This window comes from Bacillus sp. FSL E2-0195, assembly GCF_038003645.1.
In the GTDB taxonomy this organism is placed as follows: domain Bacteria; phylum Bacillota; class Bacilli; order Bacillales; family Bacillaceae_G; genus Bacillus_A; species Bacillus_A mycoides.
The window spans coordinates 1695718-1713402 of the sequence record NZ_JBBOPN010000001.1; the positions used below are offsets into that span (position 1 = coordinate 1695718).

Below are 17685 nucleotides of genomic sequence, written 5' to 3' on the forward strand. Positions count from 1 at the left end.
AAGAACCTTCAAAAACAGAAGGTTCTTTCTTATTTTATAATTTATTATTGGTAGTTAAAAAATAGTCTGGTCTGGCGGGTGCCCCTCCGTCTTCATTTGCGCTTCGGTAAAAAATTCAATATGTAGTTAAAATAAAGTTAAGCTAATGTCTCTATTTTGATTAAGGGTTCTAAGTGAGTTCTAGTTGAATGCTTAAAAAACTGTAGTTTCATAACTGAAATTTTTTATAAATTTAAATAATCATCTATACGAATTTAACTATACTTCTAGTAATAACTACAGCACAGCTCTTCAACTAGTGGCTAGCATTACTGCCGGCCTTGCTGAAGTCCAAAGCGGGAAAGGATTTAGTCCTGTAAGTGGTACGTTTAGTACACAAGGGTTAAATATGGATTGGACCGTTTCGATTCAAGAAATTGCTGATGAAAGAAAACGTCAAGTTGATAATCTTTTAAAGAAAGGATCAATGGAAGAGGGAGCTGTGTGCAAGAAACCTCCCGAAAAATCTATATCTGAAAAAATTATAGATGGTATTTTAGAAGGTACGGGTCAAGCTGTTGAAGATACAATAGATGGTGTTGTGGCACTTGGTAAATGGGAAACGTGGGAGAACATGGGATACGCTGTTACTCATTTAAATGAAACCTTACCTGCTATGTGGAACACATTGTCAGATTCATTTATTAATGATGTAATAAATGGAGACGCTGAAAGTCGTGCTAAGTGGGGAAGTTATGCTTTTACACAAATTGGACTTGGACTTATTGGTGATAAAGGATTAAGTAAAGTAAGTAAATTGGGCAAATGGGCAATGTAACTACATTAACAAAAGGTTTATCCCATGTTACAAATAATTTGCAAATGGGAGACCGTCTGGCTATTGCAGGTATGGGTTCTATGAAAATTGAAATACCTACAATGAAAGATTATTTGGTTAAAGCAAGTAGTCCAAATAACGGAATGAATATAAAGCTAGGAAATGCAAAAAGACCAGGGGGATATCAAAAAGGAGATATCGATGAACATGGTTATTTAAGTCCGGCGGTTAATCGTGCTCCAGGAAATAAAAATATAGCTGCTGATAATCGAATACAATCACATCATCCTATACAAAATGAATGGGCTAAAAGATGGGCTATTAAGGGTGGATTTGATTATAACGAAAAGAAAGCTCAAGCAATACTTTTACCATCAAGTTCTGGTTTACCTCATGCGAAAATTTCTGCTATGCAAAGAAAGCGAAGAAGGCTTGAAGGATATGATACTGATATAAATTATGAATTTAATGTAAGCTATAGAGAAATGATTGAGGCAGGAGTTGATCAGAAAACTGCAAGAAAAGTATTGGTAGATGCTTATAAATATTTTGATAGTTTGGGAGGTTTTGTTAAAAAATGATAAATTTATCTAATGTTTCTGGTTTAATAAAAAATAAGCCAGCAAATGATATTAAAATTCAAGAAATAGAAGATGTAATGAAAGTTGAATTACCAAATGTACATAAAGATTTATTGAAATATACAAATGGTTTTTCTATAGGTGGAGGATTAATAATTTATGGTACTGATGATATTATAGAACGAAATGAGACTTGGGAAGTAACAGAATATGCAAATGGTTATGTTGCTATTGGTGATGATGGTAGTGGTAATGTTTTTTTAATGTCGCAAGGTGCAGATGTACGAGAAGTAAGGGCTGTTGATTCTGGTGATATGAATCCAAATCATGCCACTGTAGTTACATTAGATTTTATTGATTGGGTAAATACGGGGTGTTTGAATCAAAAAATACAGAAAATAAAAGAAGAAATCCCTGATACGTGTAATATAGTGTTAATAGAAATTCCTAATGGAGGATTAAAAGATTTAGTAAAGATAAAAAGTGTACTAGCACTTGATATTTCAACAGGGGAACTATTAAAAGGATCGAAAAACCTTCCTTTTACATTAGTAAAAGGAGCTCCATATGGTAAAGCAAAAAAATTAATTGAAAAATTAGGATCTATTGGTTTAGCACTAAATACAATACCAATGGATAAAAATAATTAATGTTAAATATAATTTGAAATTCATTTTTAATTGCCTGATATTAATTTAATGATTTATAAAAAACGAACTAACATTTTAAAGGTTAGTTTGTTTTTTATTTTTTTACAAGAATTAAATAAGAAATGTGAACCCAAACAGTGTTACATGGAATAGGAAGAGATTTATTAGAAGGTAATTTACGATTAAATGAACCCAAGAAATAACTATATAAATGGTAATAATAAAGGAGAATATATATGAAGATTTGGCAATTAAAAAGCTCGACTGATGATTATGAAACCTTTCAATTATTGAACTATGAAGAGGATAAAAAATATTTTAAAACTAGTTTTAATTCTATGGTGAGTTTGTCAGATTCATGGACGCCTAAGTTTATTGAGGTAACAGATGAAGGGAAATCAAGCGATTCCCCTATTTTTTGGGGAAAGTCTGGTGTACAAATAATTAGTGAAAAAGCCAAGAATGTTTTAGAACCTATAGTAGGAGATAATATTGAATTTTTACCATTAATTCATAAACAAACAAACAAAAAATACTATGCTATGCATGTTTTAAGGGTGTTGGAAGCACTTGATACTAATAAAACAATCTTTGATAAGTTAAGTTCAGGTTTAATAATAGGATGTAAAAAATTTGTATTTATTCCTTATGTTGTCCAGCACGAACCAGTTTTTAAATTGAATATAAATGGGAAGGTACATCCTAACTATCTTTTAGTATCAGATCAATTCAAAAATGCAATTTTAGAGAGTGAATTAAAAGGTTTTCAATTTACTGAAGTGTGGGATTCAGAAGAGGGTGCGTAAAGAAATCTAATTTAATTAGATTATTAATGGGAATCCATATCTAAGAGAGTAAAAAATAAAAAGCTTATGCACTTGTATAAGCTTTTTATTATGAATAAGTATAGAAAGGGATGGTAATTCATATTCAAGATATATTTTAGAATCACAAAGTAAATAGTAGTAAACGATTTTTTGTTACGTAACATTCTAGTTTACTTTAGAAGATAAAAGAATAGTTAAGGGGAATAAGCATGAAAATATGGGTATTAAAGAGCGTGTTAGATAACTTTGAATCTTTCCAGTTGTTAAATTTTGAGGGGGACCATAAAAAATATATTGATGGAAAAATAAATTCAATAACTCATTTAGCAAATTCATGGGGCAATATATTGATAGAGTGTGTAGAAGGAGGTAATTATAGTGATTTCCCTAAATTTTGGGGAGGAATTGATGCACCAATGATTAGTGAAAAAGCCAAGAGAGTACTTGAACCTTTAATAGGTGAAAATGTTGAATTCTTACCACTTTTACGCAATTCAACTAGTGAGGTATATTATTTGGTCCACGTGTTGAATGTACTAGATGCAATTGATGGAGATAAAGCAATCTTTAAAAAAATGATTACAGGCCTTATAGTAGGTTGTGAAAAGTTCGCATTTGATTTTAATATAGTTCAAAATGAAGTGATTTTTAAGGTTTACATAAATGGAAAAATTCATCCTACGGCTGTTTTTATTTCGGACGAGTTAAAGGTTCTTATTGAACAAAGTGATTTAAAAGGTTTTGAATTTATTGAAGTGTGGGATTCGGAAGAGCTTTCGTAAAGAAATTCTAACATTATTAATGACCCTGATAAGTTTACGATAAAAATTTAAGTCCCCTTGTTATACAAATTAGGGGACTATTGATCTCGTATTAACGAGCAGTAAGATTCCCTCTTCAAAATGCGGCTAAAGCAAAGACGTTAGGTGGGAGATCAACTGCTCGTAAAAGCCCGATTGGAGAAGGCTAATAATTAGTGGGGGGTGGACAAAACTTCCGATGAAAATACTATTTTTCATGCACAAGCATCGAAACATCATCATTAATCAACGTCCCAACATGTTCACCTAAACAAATTCTTTTCATAACGCCAGGCTCATCAAAGTTAAAGACGTGTGCCGGTAAATTATAATCTCGAGCAAGCAATAAAGCTGCTTGATCCATTACTTGTATGTTTTGCCTAACAATATCGTTATAGTTCAGTTTTCGATACATTTTCGCTGATTTATTATATTTTGGATCACTTGTAAAGACACCGTCTACACCTTGTTTTGCGACCAAAATGGCGTCGCTATTCATTTCAATGGCTCTTTGTACACTTGGGTAATCTGTTGTAACGAATGGTTGCCCGTTACCACCACCGAATATGACAACATAACCGTTATCTAAATGATGTACTGCACGTAGGCGAATATATGGTTCAGCTACTGCATTAAAAGGGATGGAAGTCATAACGCGTACTTCTCTATCTGTTTTACTTGTTAAAACGCCGCGAAGCATTAAGCTGTTAATAATCGTACCTAGCGTACCGATATTATCAGCTTCTACACGATCAATTCCCCATTCTTCAGCTAGATGACCTCTGAAAATGTTACCGCCGCCGATGACAATGGATACTTCGATATCTAGGTCAATAATGGATATTATTTCGTTTGCGATATGTTCTAATCGTTTGGAGTTAAAGCTATTTCCAGATTGATCAGCAAGTGCGCCGCCACTTAGTTTAATTAAGACGCGTTTATATGGTTTCATAACAATTCCCCCTATATAGATTGCAATAAAAAAGGAACAAAGGCTAATGCCTTTGTTCCTTCGTAAGAAAATGAAATAGAAAAGAAATAGATATGATGAACTTCTTCACGTGATTTTTCATAACATCCACTCCTTTTCATCCCCATTTATTTAGAATACGTATATCTTTTAGATTATACGAAATAATCTGATGTTTTATCAAGGTTATTTTATTTCTTTTTTATAAAAAAGTGTCAATGAATATTATAAGAAATAAATTTGAATTTTTTGTGACAAACTTGTAGGTTTTTGTATGATTTTGTAGGTTGGCTTATATGATGTGTGAGTAGCTTTTATAAATTCAAATTGAAAGCGTTCGCATGAAGGGGATGAACATAAATGAAAAAATTCGGATTGGCAACACAAATTTTTGTCGCGCTTGTTTTAGGGATTGTAGTAGGGGCAGTCTTTTATGGCAATAAAACGGCGATTTCTTATATCACACCAATTGGGGATATATTTATTCACTTAATTAAGATGATTGTAGTACCGATTGTTATTTCAGCATTAATTGTTGCGGTAGCTGGTGTAGGAGATATGAAAAAGCTTGGGAAACTGGGCGGTAAGACAATTCTTTATTTCGAAATTATTACGACGATTGCTATTTTAATGGGATTACTTGCAGCAAATATATTCCAACCAGGTACTGGCGTTGATATGAGTAATTTACAGCAAAGTGATATTTCTTCTTATAAACAAACAGCAGATGCAACAGAGAAGAAAGGCTTTGCAGAAACGATTGTTCATATTGTACCGAAAAATATATTTGAGTCTATTACACAAGGTGACTTATTACCGATTATATTCTTCTCAGTACTATTCGGTTTAGGAGTTGCAGCAATCGGAGAAAAAGGAAAGCCTGTTTTTAACTTTTTTGAAGGTGTGCTCGAAGCGATGTTCTGGGTTACAAATCAAGTGATGAAATTCGCACCATTTGGTGTATTCGCATTAATTGCTGTTACGGTTGCAAAATTTGGTGTAGCAACACTGCTTCCTTTAGGAAAACTAGTGCTAGCTGTATACGTAACTGTTATACTATTCGTTGTGATTGTATTAGGTATTAATGCGCGAATGGTTGGAGTAAATATTTTTACATTAATGAAAATTTTAAAAGAAGAACTTATTCTTTCATTTACGACAGCAAGTTCAGAAGCTGTTTTACCTAATATAATGAGAAAAATGGAAGAGTTCGGTTGTCCAAAGGCAGTTGCCTCTTTCGTAATTCCGACAGGTTATACATTTAACTTGACTGGATCGGCTATTTATCAAGCGTTAGCGGCATTGTTTGTTGCACAAATGTACGGTGTACACATGTCACTGACGGAGCAAATAACGCTATTATTCGTTCTCATGTTAACATCCAAAGGTATGGCGGGAGTTCCGGGTGCATCATTCGTTGTTGTATTAGCGACGTTAGGATCAATGGGCTTACCGCTAGAAGGCATCGCATTAATTGCGGGAATTGACCGCATTTTAGATATGATTCGCTCAGCTGTCAATGTATTAGGAAATGCATTAGCTGCCATTGTTATGTCGAAGTGGGAAGGCGAATTCGATGATGAGAAAGCAAAACAATATGTAGAAACGGTCAAACAAACAAAAGCAGCGTAAGAGATTGTTAAGGAGTGAGTAATCATGGCAACATTAACTGAAGTTAAAAATGGAGTACGAATTGAAAAAGATTTTTTAGGTGAAAAAGAAGTACCAAATTACGCGTACTACGGTGTACAAACAATGCGTGCAGTGGAGAATTTCCCGATTACAGGATACAAAGTCCATGAAGGTTTAATTAAAGCGTTAGCAATTGTAAAAAAAGCGGCAGCACTTGCTAATGCAGATGTAGGAAGATTGGAATTGAAAAAGGGTGGTGCTATCGCAGAAGCATCACAAGAAATCCTTGAGGGGAAATGGCATGATCATTTCATCGTTGATCCAATTCAAGGTGGTGCAGGAACTTCAATGAATATGAACGCAAATGAAGTCATTGCCAATCGTGCCCTTGAATTATTAGGAATGGAAAAGGGAGACTATGATTATATTAGTCCAAACAGTCATGTAAATATGGCACAATCAACAAACGATGCATTCCCAACAGCGATTCATATTGCAACATTAAATGCATTAGAAGGCTTATTACAAACAATGGGTTATATGCATGATGTATTTGAATTAAAAGCAGAACAGTTCGATCATGTTATTAAAATGGGTCGTACACATTTACAAGATGCTGTGCCAATTCGTCTTGGACAAGAATTTAAAGCATACTCCCGCGTACTTGAACGTGACATGAAACGTATCAAGCAATCACGTCAACATTTATATGAAGTAAATATGGGAGCAACTGCAGTTGGTACAGGCTTAAATGCAGATCCAGAATATATTGAAGCAGTTGTAAAACATTTAGCTACAATTAGTGAACTACCACTTGTTGGTGCAGAAGATTTAGTAGATGCAACTCAAAATACGGATGCGTACACTGAAGTATCTGCAGCACTTAAAGTATGTATGATGAACATGTCTAAAATTGCGAACGACCTTCGTCTAATGGCATCAGGTCCACGCGTTGGATTAGCGGAAATTATGCTACCAGCTCGTCAACCAGGTTCATCTATTATGCCAGGGAAAGTAAACCCTGTTATGCCAGAAGTAATTAATCAAATTGCGTTCCAAGTAATTGGTAACGACCATACAATTTGCCTTGCTTCAGAAGCAGGACAATTAGAATTAAATGTTATGGAACCAGTACTTGTTTTCAACTTACTTCAATCTATTAGCATTATGAATAACGGTTTCCGTGCCTTTACAGATAATTGCTTAAAAGGAATTGAAGCGAATGAAGATCGCTTAAAAGAGTACGTTGAGAAGAGTGTAGGAATTATTACAGCCGTGAACCCTCATATCGGCTATGAAGCAGCAGCTCGCGTTGCGAAAGAAGCAATTGCGACAGGGCAATCCGTTCGAGAACTATGTGTGAAAAATGGTGTATTGTCACAAGAAGAATTAGAGTTAATTCTAGATCCATTCGAAATGACACACCCAGGGATTGCAGGAGCAACTCTTTTAAAGAAAAATTAAAAGAAGAGGGGGACAATCCCCTCTTTTTTGTTTACAATATAGAAATGCTATATATGAATAGAGGTAGGGATGTTATGAGTAAGTTTACAGTGGCTTCTAATGGTGCATTAGAAACAACATTAAGAGGAGCAGAAGTATTATCAACACCACTTTTAAATAAAGGGGTAGCTTTCACACAAGAGGAAAGAGAAGAGTTAGGTTTAAAAGGGTTATTACCGCCAGCGGTTTTAACTTTAGAAGAACAAGCACGCCGAGCGTATGAACAATTTAGTTCTCAGCCGGATGATTTATTAAAGAATGTATACTTAACAGCGTTACATGATCGAAATGAAGTGTTATTTTATCGTATTTTAACAGAGCATTTACGTGAAATGTTACCGATTGTATATACACCAACTGTAGGTGTAGCAATTCAAAGATATAGTCATGAATACCGTAAACCACGTGGCATTTATTTATCAATTAACGATCCATCAGGTATTGAAGATGCATTTGCAAATATCGGTGCAACAGCTGAAAACATTGATTTAGTCGTTGTAACGGATGGAGAAGGTATATTAGGAATTGGTGATTGGGGTGTTGGTGGAATTAACATCGCAATCGGGAAATTGGCTGTATATACGGCCGCAGTTGGAATCGATCCTAGCCGTGTATTACCGGTAATTTTAGATGTAGGTACAAATCGTGAGGAATTATTAAACAATCCATTTTATATTGGAAATCGTCACCCTCGTATAACAGGTGGAGCTTACGATGAATTTATTGATACGTTTGTTCAAGCGGTAAATAAACAATTCCCGAAAGCACTTCTACATTGGGAAGACTTCAGTTCTCGAAATGCACGAAAAATTTTAGATAAATATCGTCATGACGTTTGTACATTTAATGATGATATTCAAGGTACAGGGGCAGTTTCACTTGCTGCTGTATTATCGGCAGTAAAAGCTTCTGGTGTACCGTTAAGTGAACACCGTGTAGTTGTGTTTGGTGCTGGTACGGCTGGAATCGGTATCGCAGATCAAGTAAGAGATGCAATGGTTCGTGTCGGCTTATCAGACGAAGAATCACATAATCGTTTCTGGTGTATTGACCGTAATGGGTTGGTTACAGATAATATGGAAGATCTTCTTGATTTCCAAATTCCATATGCAAGAAAAGAAGCTGAAGTAAGTGATTGGAAACAAAATGATGCTATCGGACTTGCTGAAGTTGTGAAACATGTAAAACCGACAATTTTAATTGGTACATCTACTGTTGCAGGCGCATTTAAAGAGGAAATTATTAAAGAAATGGCTTCTCACGTAGAAAGACCAATCATTTTACCAATGTCGAATCCAACGCCACTTGCTGAAGCGAAACCAGCAGATTTAATCGAGTGGACAGAAGGAAAAGCATTAGTTGCAACAGGAAGTCCGTTTGAACCGGTTACATATAACGGTGTAACGTATGTGATTGGACAGTCAAATAACGCACTTATTTTCCCAGGACTAGGTCTTGGTACAATTGTTGTTCGTGCAAGCGTCATGACGGATGGAATGTTCGCAGCAGCAGCAGAAGCAGTTGCAAGTATGGTAGATACAAGTCAGCCAGGAGCGCCTATTTTGCCAGAAGTTGAAGAGTTACGTAATATCTCTGAACTGGTTGCGATTGAAGTAGCGAAAGTTGCAGTTGCAGAAGGTGTTGCTAGAGAGAACTTAAGTGATGACGATATTAAGATTGCAGTAAAAGAAGCAATATGGGAACCGGAGTATCGCCAAATAAAAGCGGTAGAAAAGGTTAGAATATAGAAATAAAGCCCGTTTATAATTATAAGCGGGCTTTCACTTTTACAATTGAAAAAAAGCATAGGAAGTGGCACCTTTGAATTGGAATCAATTATGGAAGAAAGATATGTATCTTTTAATTATATTAATGGTTGTTGTTCCGATTGCTGGAGAGCTGAATTTTCATCCTTTTAATGATATGTTTCGTGTTAGTTTCGGGACACCGCTTTTCTTCTTTTTATTACTATTTTTAAGAAGAGTGCCAGCAGCAGCTGCAGGTATTCTTGTAGGTATATCTGTAGTCTTATTTCGTGTATGTCTTGACTGGGTATTGCAAGGTTCATTCCATATGACAGAATCATTTTATTTGCGTTACCCTGTGTTCTTTTATTATTTTATTTATGGAAGTCTTTTTTCGCTTTGTAGGGTGAATAAGTTTCATCAGAAGCCAATTGTGATAGGATGTCTTGGAATTACAATTGAAATTATCGCAAGTATGTCTGAACTTGCGTTTTATCATATGTTAGTGCTGGGGACAACGATAACAGTTTCTGAAGTGAATAAACTAATTATTATTGCTATTTTCCGTAGTTTCTTTGCACTTGGTTTTTTAAATATGATGAACTTATATGAAACGAAGTTAAAAGAATCACAAGTTCGAAAAGAAAATGAAAATATGTTAATGTACCTCTCTAATTTATATGTGGAATCTGTCCATTTGAAAAAAACGTTACAAAATGCTGAGTTAATTACACAAGAAGCATATCAACTATATCGAAACTTACAAGCGAACGATGATTTAAATAGCAAAACAGCATTAAAAATAGCAGGAGAAGTGCACGAAATCAAAAAGGATAATCAAAGAATTTTTGCAGGACTATCTAAACTGTTATTAGATAAAAATGTGGCTGAGTATGTAGAAGGACATGAATTAGCGGAAATGATTGTAAGAATTAATGAGAAATATGCTGAAATGTTAGAAAAAGATATACGTTTTTCGGAACATATAGAAGGTGAGCATGCAGAATATCATGTGTACACGGTCTTATCCATTTTTAATAACTTAGTTGCAAATGCAGTTGAAGCAATTGAGGGTAGAGGTCTCATTATTATTAAGCTATATAAACGAGATAAACATATATTCTTCGAAGTAATTGACGATGGTCCTGGTATTGCACAGAAGTATAAGAAATTAGTATTTAAGCCAGGATTTACTTCAAAGTATGATCAAACGGGAACACCTTCAACAGGTATTGGACTTTCTTACATAAACGAAATGGTAACAGAGCTAGGTGGAGAAGTGAGATTAGAAGACCGAGAAACTGGCGGAGGGTGTAAGTTTGTCGTTTGTTTACCGGAGTGCAGTTTAAAGCGGGAAGGAGAATAAAGTTGTTTTATTATATCGTAGATGATGATGAAGTTTTCCGCTCCATGCTTTCACAAATTATTGAAGATGGCGATCTTGGGGAAGTAATTGGAGAGTCGGAAGATGGAGCTTTTATTGAAGCGGATCAACTAAATTTTAAAAAAGTAGATATTTTATTTATTGATTTATTAATGCCAATGCGAGATGGGATTGAAACAGTTCGCCATATTGCATCCTCTTTTACAGGGAAAATCATTATGATTTCTCAAGTTGAATCGAAACAGCTTATTGGTGAGGCGTATACACTTGGTGTTGAATATTATATTACAAAACCATTAAATAAAATTGAGGTTATGTCTGTTGTACGTAAAGTAATGGAACGTATTCGTTTAGAGCGCTCTATACATGATATTCAAAAATCATTGAATAACGTTTTTAAGTGGGAACAGCCGCAAGTTCGAAATGAGCCAATGCAAGAAGGAAAAAGAATAGCAGATTCAGGGCGCTATTTATTATCAGAACTCGGTATTGCAGGAGAGAATGGAAGTAAAGATTTACTTAGTATGTTGGAATATTTATATGGACAAGAAAAAGCACAAACATTTGAATTTGGATTTCCAGCGTTAAAAGATATCTTTCACCATATAACTATAAGAAAATTAGAGAATATAGCTTCAGATGCAGATATAGATAAGGAGAGAAAAGCATCTGAACAAAGGGTACGTAGAGCGATTTATCAATCGTTAAATCACTTAGCTTCCCTTGGATTAACAGACTTTTCAAATCCGAAATTTGAAAGCTATGCTCCGAAATTTTTTGATTTTACTATAGTTAGAAAACGGATGACAGAAATGAAAAAAGAAGAAGTAGCAACTTCTGGACATACGCGAATTAATACGAAAAAGTTTATTCAAGTGTTGTATTTTGAGGCGAAACGGTTGATGGAGATAGAATGAAAAAGATAAGTGTTTCAGATTGTAGACAAAGTCTTGTTCAAGTGACATTGAGTTTCTCGGTGCTTAACATGCTTTTGACTCTCTTTTTTAATTAGAGTTGGAATAGAAACAAAAAATAAATATAATATTGTTAATGCACCAACGGGGAGGAGGACAGGACATGAATAAAGAAGAAAAGGTCATAGTGGGTTTCAGGGACTTATATAATAAGATTGTTTGGCTTAATAAGGATAAGATGGAAGACAGTCTTAAGGGTTATAATTCTTCTGAAGTACATTGTATCGAATACATTGAAAAAAATGTAGATTCTAACGTGACAAAACTTGCGGAGTCCTTTTATATGACTCGCGGTGCCATAAGTAGAATAACTAAAAAACTTATAAAAAAAGGCCTTATCGAAAGTTATCAGAAGTCGGATAATAAGAAAGAAATCTATTTTAGGCTTACTGAACAAGGGAAAGTAATTTATAAAATACATGAGGATCTGCACAAAGAGTTTGAAGAACGGGATAAAGTTGTGTTTGATCAAGTAACCGAGGAAGAATTTGATAGTATACTTAGCTTCGTGGAAAAGTATAGTAGACATTTGGATACAGAAATAAAGAAACAAGGTGTACATATTAAGTCGTAATCTATTCAAAAAATAAAAATGAAACGGCAGGCAGTCCAAGGATGGACCGCCTTTTTTATTGTTGTAATTTTGTTGACAGGGAAACAAAATGGAGTTATTGTTTTGTTGATAAGGAAACAAAAAAACTGTTGGGGAGAGAATGAAAATGTCCAAATTCAGATCACATAATGAACATAATACGGAACGAGTCATAGATAAACACGCCTTACTATTCGGTCTCATCTCTGTGTTTCTTTGCGGAATAGGATTCAGCATTATAATACCTGTCGTTCCATTTTTAGTGCAGCCATATACAAGTAATTCGGCAGAACAAGCGGTCGTCGTTACGCTATTAACTTCTGTTTATGCAGTCTGCGTATTTTTTGCGGCTCCCGCACTTGGAGCTTTGAGTGATAAATATGGTCGTCGTCCATTACTTTTAGTATGCCTTTTCGGTTCCGCAATCGGGTACTTAGTTTTTGGCATAGGAGGAGCTCTATGGATACTATTTGCTGGGCGCATAATAGAAGGTATAACAGGAGGGAGCATAAGCACTATCTTCGCATATTTTGCAGATATTATTCCTCCAGAACAAAGAACGAAATACTTCGGATGGGTAAGTGCGGTTGTAGGAGTAGGCACTGTAATTGGACCAACTATAGGTGGATATCTTGCCAAGTTTGGTTATTCTGTACCTATGTATTTTGGAGCAATAATAACTTTATTAAATGTTGTTTATGGAATCTTATATATGCCTGAGAGCCTTGACAAAAATAATAGATTGAAAGAGATTACCTTTGTAAGATTGAATCCATTTACACAGCTTGCAAATATACTTTCCATGAAAAATTTAAAATGGCTACTTGTCTCAGCATTCTTACTTTGGATACCAAATGGATCTTTACAGGCAATTTTTTCACAATTTACAATGGATACTTTTAGTTGGAAGCCTGCGTTAATCGGACTTATGTTTTCAATTATGGGATTTCAAGATATCATTTCACAAAGTTTCATAATGCCAAAACTTTTGACAAAACTTACTGATAAACAGATAGCAATTCTCGGAATGGTTTCGGAGATTATAGGTTATAGTCTTATTGCAGCATCAGCTTTGTTCTCATTTTATCCGTTTCTTATCGCTGGAATGTTTATATTTGGTTTTGGTGATTCCATCTTTGGACCTTCATTCAATGGGATGCTCTCGAAGTCTGTCGATTCTAGTGAACAAGGAAGGATTCAAGGAGGTAGTCAATCTGTTCAAGCTTTAGCAAGAATGATTGGGCCGATCATTGGAGGGCAAATTTATGTTTCACTTGGGCATGCCGCACCTGCTTGTATGGGGATCATCCTTATAGTAGCCGCAATAACAGTCTTATATAAGGGCACGCATGAAAATATGTAAATTACGTACTTTATCCTCCTTTTATAGACAGTAAGCCCCTTGTATCAAAATTTGCACATCCATCTCAATGGTGTGTGTGAAAAACTTTTATTACTCTTCTTCATAAAATCATATCTTTTAAATTATTGATGCGATAGTCGGTAAAACTTTTACATGAATAATGTAGAAGATATTTAAATACTACGCTGGAAGCTTTCAGAATCGCCTGCATAATAGGCAGTTTTAACAAGTACTGAAACTCTATTTGCTTACAGTCTGAGGTGTTTATAAATAAGTATCTTTTTTGTTAAACCAACATTTTATATTTTCTCGTGAAGCATGTAAAATGTTAAGTAAGAGAAAATGGTTTTACAGTAAGGAAGTGTCAAAAAATGAGTTTTACATTAAATAAATCGATTATTAAAGAAGTATGCGGAGAGACCTCATATAAAAGAGGTGAAGCTTATTATAAATCAAATAAAGTAATAATAAATCATTATGATGAAAATAAAGAAATTTGCGAGGCAACGGTAAACGGGAATGAAGATTTTCATGTTACAGTAGAAAAAGCTAAGAAAGGTGATGTTGTTGCGAAATGTAGTTGTCCTTCGTTAGCGTCTTTTCAAACATACTGTCAACATGTTGCGGCAGTATTGATACAAATAAATTATAATCAGCAAACCGGTGGAATGGTGCCTATTAGTAGCGGAAACATGATCGGAAATGAACAATTAACAAGCGGGGTGTTTCATTTATTTGCAGAAAAACCATTAAGACCAAAAAGTAAACAACACCGTTTTGATACACGTGAAATACTTCATGTTGAATTTATATGTACGCCAGTAGTTACGAAAAATGGTGGGGCACTGCTAGGTATTCAGTTTAAACTCGCCAAGATGTATTTTGTAAATCATATTAGAGAATTTCTTTCCAATGTGGAGAAAAGAGAGTCCTATAATTGTTCGAATGAATTTACATATACACCGGATGTACATAGCTTTAAGCGAGAAACGGATGCGATTATTCAGCAGCTCATTAAAATTTATCATAATGAAAAAATGTATGAGGATACACTGGAAGTACATGCAAAACAAGATGATAGTATGATTTTAATACCGCCAGCTTCATGGAAGGATATGCTATCTTTACTTTCTAAAGTTGAGTTTGTGGGACTTAATCAAGAGGGAAAATCTTTTCACGGTTTACAAATTTCAAAAGGGCTACTTCCTTTACATTTTGAGTTTAATAAAGGGAGTAACGGTGGGTTTAGACTTTATATTGACGGGTTACAACAAGTAGAAGTAATGGATACGTATAGTTATGCTCTATTTGGAGGGAAACTGTATCAGTTGAACGCTGAGGATTGTAAGCGGCTTATCGAATTACAAAAAATGATGAATCGTTCTAGTAGTAACCAATTGTATATTCCAGCAGATAAGATGGAGCACTTTGTAGCAAAAGTTGTACCAGGGTTAATGAAGCTAGGAACTGTGCGAATAGATGAGGTAGTATCAGATTGTGTGGAAACGCCTTCGCTAAAAGCAAAATTGTATTTAGATCGAGTGAAAAATCGTTTGTTAGCAGGTCTCGAATTTCATTATGGAAACGTCGTGATTAATCCGTTAGAAGAGGATGGGCAGCTATCTGTTTTTAATCGTGATGAGAAAAAGGAAAAAGAGATTTTAGACATTATGAGTGAAAGTGCCTTCGCGAAAACGGAAGGCGGTTATTTTATGCATAATGAAGAAGCTGAGTATAACTTTTTATATCATGCTGTTCCAACGTTAAAAGGTTTAGTTGATATTTATGCGACGTCAGCAATCAAATTACGAATTCATAAGGGAGACACAGCTCCTCTTATAAGAGTTAGAAGGAAAGAGAGAATTGATTGGTTGTCATTCCGCTTTGATATAAAAGGTATTCCAGAGGCAGAAATTAAAGGGGTATTAGTCGCTCTTGAGGAGAAACGAAAATATTATCGTTTAGCAAGTGGTGCTCTACTATCACTTGAGAGTAAAGAGTTTAATGATATTAATCAGTTTATAAAAGAATCTAGTATTCGAAAAGAATTTTTAAAGGGCGAAGAAATAGATGTCCCTCTTATTCGTAGTGTGAAATGGATGAATTCACTGCAAGAAGGAAACGTATTAAGTTTAGATGAGTCTGTTCAAGAATTGGTAGAGAACATTCAAAACCCTAAAAAGCTTAAGTTTGCGGTGCCAAGTGGCTTAGATGCGATAATGAGAGAGTATCAAATATACGGATTCCAGTGGATGAAAACACTTGCCTATTATCGTTTTGGCGGCATTTTAGCTGATGATATGGGACTGGGGAAAACGTTGCAAAGTATTGCTTTTATAGACTCTGTTTTGCCGGAAATTCGAGAGAAGAAACTGCCTATATTAGTTGTTTCTCCGTCGTCCCTCGTTTACAACTGGCTTAGCGAGTTGAAAAAATTCGCTCCACATATTAGAGCAGTTATTGCCGATGGAAATCAAGCAGAGCGCCGAAAAAATTTAAAAGATATAACGAAATTTGATGTTGTCATTACGTCATATCCTTTACTGAGAAGAGATATAAGGTTATATGAGCAGCCATTTCATACGCTATTTCTTGATGAAGCACAAGCATTTAAAAATCATACGACGCAAACTGCAAGAGCGGTAAAAACAGTGCAAGCGGAGTACCGTTTTGGATTAACAGGAACACCTGTAGAAAATTCATTAGAAGAGCTATGGTCTATCTTCCACGTCGTCTTCCCAGAATTATTACCGGGAAGAAAAGAGTTCGGTGATTTAAGACGTGAAGATATTGCGAAGCGGGTAAAACCTTTCGTGTTAAGAAGGTTAAAGGGTGATGTATTACACGAACTCCCAGAAAAAATTGAGCACTTACAATCATCAGAACTTTTACCAGATCAAAAGAGGCTTTACGCAGCTTATTTAGCAAAGTTAAGAGAAGAAACGTTAAAACATTTGGATAAAGATACGTTACGTAAAAATAAAATTCGGGTTTTAGCTGGTTTAACGAGACTGCGGCAAATTTGTTGTCATCCTGCTTTGTTTGTTGATGACTATAAAGGTAGTTCAGCTAAATTTGATCAGCTGCTAGAAATTTTGGAGGAATGCAGAAGTACAGGGAAGAGAATTCTTATCTTTTCCCAATTTACGAAGATGCTTTCGATAATCGGACGTGAATTAAATCGTCAAGCAGTTCCATACTTTTATTTAGACGGGAGTACACCAGCGCAAGAACGTGTAGAGCTATGCAATCGGTTTAACGAAGGAGAAGGGGATCTATTTCTTATTTCGTTAAAAGCTGGTGGCACAGGACTAAATTTAACAGGTGCAGATACAGTTATATTGTACGACTTGTGGTGGAATCCAGCTGTTGAACAACAAGCTGCGGATAGAGCGTATCGAATGGGACAAAAAAATACAGTGCAAGTGATTAAGTTAGTAGCACATGGAACAATTGAAGAAAAAATGCACGAGTTACAAGAGAGTAAGAAAAATTTAATCGCTGAAATTATCGAGCCGGGAGAAGAGAAGTTATCTTCTATTACGGAGGAAGAAATCCGCGATATTCTTATGATTTAATATGGAAAAAGCTATGCTTTCATAGAGATGAAAGCATAGCTTTTTTGTTGTAATAATTATATTTTGTTTTGTACAAAGTAAAGAGATAAAGTGAAACTTTAAATAGTGGGAGTTGTTCGTCTCCCACTATTTATTTTATTTCTTTGTACCTTTACTTTTGTATGGTTTTGCAGCTTTCTTTTTCGCACTTGATTGCCAACGGTTCCATCCTTTACTTCCTGTACCTTGTCCTACACCTTTTTTCGGTTTTGCTTTCGTTTTACTCATAT

Annotated in this window: 13 protein-coding genes and 1 pseudogene; 12 read left to right on the top strand and 2 right to left on the bottom strand. The window is 35.0% G+C overall.

Annotated elements, in window-relative coordinates; translation table 11 throughout:
- Window positions 1-241 precede the first annotated feature (241 nt).
- The 4 genes and pseudogenes from MHH59_RS08820 to MHH59_RS08835 all read left to right on the top strand — a co-directional run.
- Window positions 242-1398: pseudogene (locus MHH59_RS08820) on the top strand (T7SS effector LXG polymorphic toxin); the annotation flags it as partial.
- The gene (locus MHH59_RS08825; protein ID WP_088038058.1) at window positions 1395-2048 is read left to right on the top strand and encodes an SMI1/KNR4 family protein; all 654 of its coding nucleotides are present in this window, start codon (window positions 1395-1397) and stop codon (window positions 2046-2048) included. The pseudogene MHH59_RS08820 and the gene MHH59_RS08825, both read left to right, overlap by 4 nt.
- A 236-nt stretch (window positions 2049-2284) precedes the next feature.
- Complete coding sequence (locus MHH59_RS08830) at window positions 2285-2854, top strand: imm11 family protein (RefSeq protein ID WP_002016936.1); 570 nt, start codon at window positions 2285-2287, stop codon at window positions 2852-2854.
- A 230-nt stretch (window positions 2855-3084) separates the two neighbouring features.
- Complete coding sequence (locus MHH59_RS08835) at window positions 3085-3657, top strand: imm11 family protein (protein ID WP_088038062.1); 573 nt, start codon at window positions 3085-3087, stop codon at window positions 3655-3657.
- A gap of 226 nt (window positions 3658-3883) precedes the next feature.
- Here the strand turns inward: MHH59_RS08835 and pyrH are convergent, their stop codons facing one another.
- Entirely contained in the window at window positions 3884-4627 is a 744-nt protein-coding gene (gene pyrH, locus MHH59_RS08840) for a UMP kinase (RefSeq protein ID WP_003188660.1), read from the bottom strand.
- 378 nt (window positions 4628-5005) lie between these two features.
- Here pyrH and MHH59_RS08845 point away from each other — a divergent pair, with 378 nt between their 5' ends.
- The 8 genes from MHH59_RS08845 (at window position 5006) to MHH59_RS08880 (ending at window position 17416) form a co-directional block, all read left to right on the top strand.
- Entirely contained in the window at window positions 5006-6277 is a 1272-nt protein-coding gene (locus tag MHH59_RS08845) for a cation:dicarboxylate symporter family transporter (protein WP_002086365.1), read from the top strand.
- Between the two features lie 24 nt (window positions 6278-6301).
- Entirely contained in the window at window positions 6302-7741 is a 1440-nt protein-coding gene (gene aspA, locus MHH59_RS08850) for an aspartate ammonia-lyase (RefSeq protein ID WP_002012229.1), read from the top strand.
- A gap of 74 nt (window positions 7742-7815) precedes the next feature.
- Window positions 7816-9528, top strand: a complete 1713-nt coding sequence (gene malS / locus MHH59_RS08855) for an oxaloacetate-decarboxylating malate dehydrogenase (RefSeq protein ID WP_050000287.1) — start codon at window positions 7816-7818, stop codon at window positions 9526-9528.
- Window positions 9529-9592: 64 nt separating this feature from the next.
- Complete coding sequence (locus MHH59_RS08860) at window positions 9593-10891, top strand: sensor histidine kinase (protein WP_088005237.1); 1299 nt, start codon at window positions 9593-9595, stop codon at window positions 10889-10891.
- Between the two features lie 2 nt (window positions 10892-10893).
- On the top strand, window positions 10894-11826 hold the full coding sequence (locus tag MHH59_RS08865) for a response regulator (RefSeq protein ID WP_050000193.1): 933 nt from the start codon (window positions 10894-10896) through the stop codon (window positions 11824-11826).
- A gap of 160 nt (window positions 11827-11986) precedes the next feature.
- Entirely contained in the window at window positions 11987-12457 is a 471-nt protein-coding gene (locus tag MHH59_RS08870) for a MarR family transcriptional regulator (RefSeq protein WP_001030885.1), read from the top strand.
- Window positions 12458-12602: 145 nt separating this feature from the next.
- Entirely contained in the window at window positions 12603-13838 is a 1236-nt protein-coding gene (locus MHH59_RS08875; protein ID WP_033730545.1) for an MFS transporter, read from the top strand.
- A 371-nt stretch (window positions 13839-14209) separates the two neighbouring features.
- Window positions 14210-17416, top strand: a complete 3207-nt coding sequence (locus MHH59_RS08880; protein WP_340851100.1) for an SNF2 helicase associated domain-containing protein — start codon at window positions 14210-14212, stop codon at window positions 17414-17416.
- A gap of 135 nt (window positions 17417-17551) precedes the next feature.
- Here MHH59_RS08880 and MHH59_RS08885 read toward each other — a convergent pair whose 3' ends face one another.
- Complete coding sequence (locus MHH59_RS08885) at window positions 17552-17683, bottom strand: DUF3934 family protein (RefSeq protein ID WP_000047589.1); 132 nt, start codon at window positions 17681-17683, stop codon at window positions 17552-17554.
- Window positions 17684-17685 lie beyond the last annotated feature (2 nt).